Here is a 2,582-nt window from a genome sequence, read left to right as displayed (position 1 = left end):
ATGTGCCGCGCAGAAAGGCCGGACATATGACCGCACCGTCCTCATGTGGTGAAATCGACTGAAAAGCATCCTTGCACCGCGGGCCGTTCCACATACGTGGGTTGATTGACAAGGAAACGGCTCAGACCAAGGTCAGCGAATGGAAGCGGGGGTGGTGTTCTGCCTCTGACAGGATGCCGAAATCCCGTCGTAGGTGCCGCGCCCCGCCAGCCTTTCCCCCATGCCGGTCTCACCGGATCGACGTGTTCCAGGCCGGGGTCGGAATCCAGCTCCACACGGTATGGCAAGAACGGCGGATGCTGGTGAAACTGACACGCGACTGGGGATATGGTCAGCTCCAATGCCCCTCGGCGATCTCGCGGACGATCAGGGCGCGGGCCTTCAGCAACAGGTCATCGCCACAGGTATCGATATGGCCATAGAACCGGGCGCGCGCACCGTACCGGCTCCAGTCGGCATAGTAGCAATATTCGCGGGCATTGAGGCGGAAGGCCCGCAAGTCCTCAGCCCAATGCGGCTTGGGCTCGACGACAACAGTGATACCGTCGCGCGTCTCCTCCCAGGGCAGCGACCGCTCGGCCGGGGGATTTTCGCGGTCGGCCTGAAAGATGAAGTCGATGTCGATATGGTCAGCCATGACGACCTCCATAAAAAATGCCCGGCGCGATGGCCGGGCGAGTTGAAAAACGGTACGGGCGGCCTGCGCCGCCCCGTATGCGGTCATTCCGCAGCGACGAGGTGCAGCCGGTCTTCCTCTTCTTCAGCCGCTGCTTCCTCGTCGTCACCGTCGCCGGCGAGGAAGTCGGGCAAAGCCTCGACCTCGCCATCGGTGTCGGCGGCCGCATCACCATCGAGATCGACCAGGCGAAGCGGTTCGGGCAGCCAGCCGGTATCGGCCAACAGGCGCTCGGCTTCCTTGGCCATGTCGCCCTTCTTCAGATGGTCGATGAGCTGGGCCGCCCGTTCGCCTGCGCCCTCGCGCACCGCCGCGAGGATCTGGGTCTTGGTCACACGACCGAGATAGTTCTCGACCGTGGGCCGCCATCCCGCATCGAGCACCATGTCCATGCCGGTGGCGCGGGCGATCCGGTCGGCTCCGGCAAGGCGGCGATCAAGGCCATGCTGCGAGATACCGGAACCGCTATATGGGTTCGGGCGCTCGTAGAGCGCATTGACGCCGTAGCTGACGCAATGGGCAAGCAGCGCCATGCGGCTCGCCTCGTCAAGCGCGGCGATCCAGTCCCAGAGCGCCGCTTCGTCGGAAGGCAGGTCAGTCTTCCATGCGTCGAACCGCTCACCAATGGCCTTGGCTGAAGGGCTGTCGCTGAGATCCGCGCCCTGCGAAGGGAAGTAACGCTGGCGCACGGAGACCTCCAGGCACCCGGTCGGCGCGGAGAAATAATAGCGCTCCATCACCATACGGTGCAGTAGCGCCGTCATCGCGACGTGCGGATTATTGGCGAGCGCTTCCTGAAGCGCGACGGTGCGATGGGCGGTCAGCTCGATGACGAGCCGCTCGGGCAGCGGCTTCACGCCATCGTCGTCATCGTCGTCTTCGGTTTCGACCGGCTGGCCGCCGATCGTGACGACGGCGCGCTGCACCTCACCGTCATTTCCGGCGGCGGCAGCGTTTTCGTTCTCGCCGTCCCCGGCATCGGCCACCGGCTCGTCCTCGGGCCGGACATAGCCACGCTCGATGACAGGCTCGCCGTCGCGGTCGATGCTGATGAAGACACCGGCGCGGGCGATCTCGGCAGGATCATAGATGATGGGGCGCTTCTCGAAGCCTTCCAGAGCGGCCTCGATCTCGCCGAGGCGCCGATCGATCTCGTCGGGCAGTTCGTCATGCTCGGAATATTCCGATTCAAGATCGTCGTACTCGTTGCGCAATGCCTCGCGCGCGGCGCGCTCCTCGTCGGTGAGATCGGCGAAGCTGCCGGTGATCTCGCGAAGGCCGTTGTCGTAACCGTAGGGATGGTTGGTATCGACAGCGATCCACTTCCAGCCTTCGGCCGCCACGTCATCGGCAATGGCCTTCAACTTCTCCGAAACCAGGCGGTCGAGAAGCGCAACGTCTTCGAGCCAGCCGCCATCGTCCTCGGAGAAGAGGTCGCGCAGCATCGCGCCGCCGGCCTGCTCATAGGCGTCCACGCCGACGAAGCGCACGCGCTTGTCATCGGTTGGAACGGTGGTCTCGGTCAGGAGCTGGCGGACCTGCCAAGGCTGGACATTGTAGGAGCGCTGGACAGCCTCCCAGACCTGTTCCTGGCGGGCATGGTCGGGATTGACGGTGAATGCCTCCAGCATCGCCAGTGGCATGCCGTTGCGCGCATAGACTTCCAGAAGAGCCGGCGAGACCGAAGCGAGGCGCATACGCTGCGTGATGTAGCGCGGTGTGGTGCGATAGGCGTCGGCGATCTCCTCCTTCGTCATGCCGTCGTCGAACATGCGCTTGAACGCCCGGAACTGGTCGAGCGGATGGAGATTTTAGGTTATGCGTCAAGTGTCCTGTTAGCTGGATGACGCTGATTCTAAGGACTTTTCAGCTGTGAGCGGTAGTTCGAGTGTATCTTTGGCTCCGC

At 63.6% G+C, this 2,582-nt stretch carries 2 protein-coding genes; both read right to left on the bottom strand.

What is annotated here, in order from left to right; translation table 11 throughout:
• Positions 1 to 331: 331 nt before the first annotated feature.
• Positions 332 to 637, bottom strand: a complete 306-nt coding sequence (locus DES43_RS22110) for a hypothetical protein (RefSeq protein WP_009451524.1) — start codon at positions 635 to 637, stop codon at positions 332 to 334.
• Between the two features lie 83 nt (positions 638 to 720).
• Positions 721 to 2,448 (bottom strand): chromosome partitioning protein ParB, encoded by a 1,728-nt coding sequence (locus tag DES43_RS22105; RefSeq protein ID WP_133676457.1) that lies wholly within the window; start codon positions 2,446 to 2,448, stop codon positions 721 to 723.
• Positions 2,449 to 2,582: the final 134 nt, after the last annotated feature.

Source organism: Aquamicrobium defluvii, assembly GCF_004363725.1.
GTDB classification, from domain to species: Bacteria; Pseudomonadota; Alphaproteobacteria; order Rhizobiales; family Rhizobiaceae; genus Mesorhizobium; species Mesorhizobium defluvii.
This window is presented reverse-complemented; position numbering and strand designations above follow the sequence as displayed.

Bases quoted from the DNA above. Each gene is read 5' to 3' on its own strand.
- DES43_RS22110 (WP_009451524.1), bottom strand. From the start codon at position 637: ATGGCTGACCATATCGACATCGACTTCATCTTTCAGGCCGACCGCGAA.
- DES43_RS22105 (WP_133676457.1), bottom strand. From the start codon at position 2,448: ATGTTCGACGACGGCATGACGAAGGAGGAGATCGCCGACGCCTATCGC.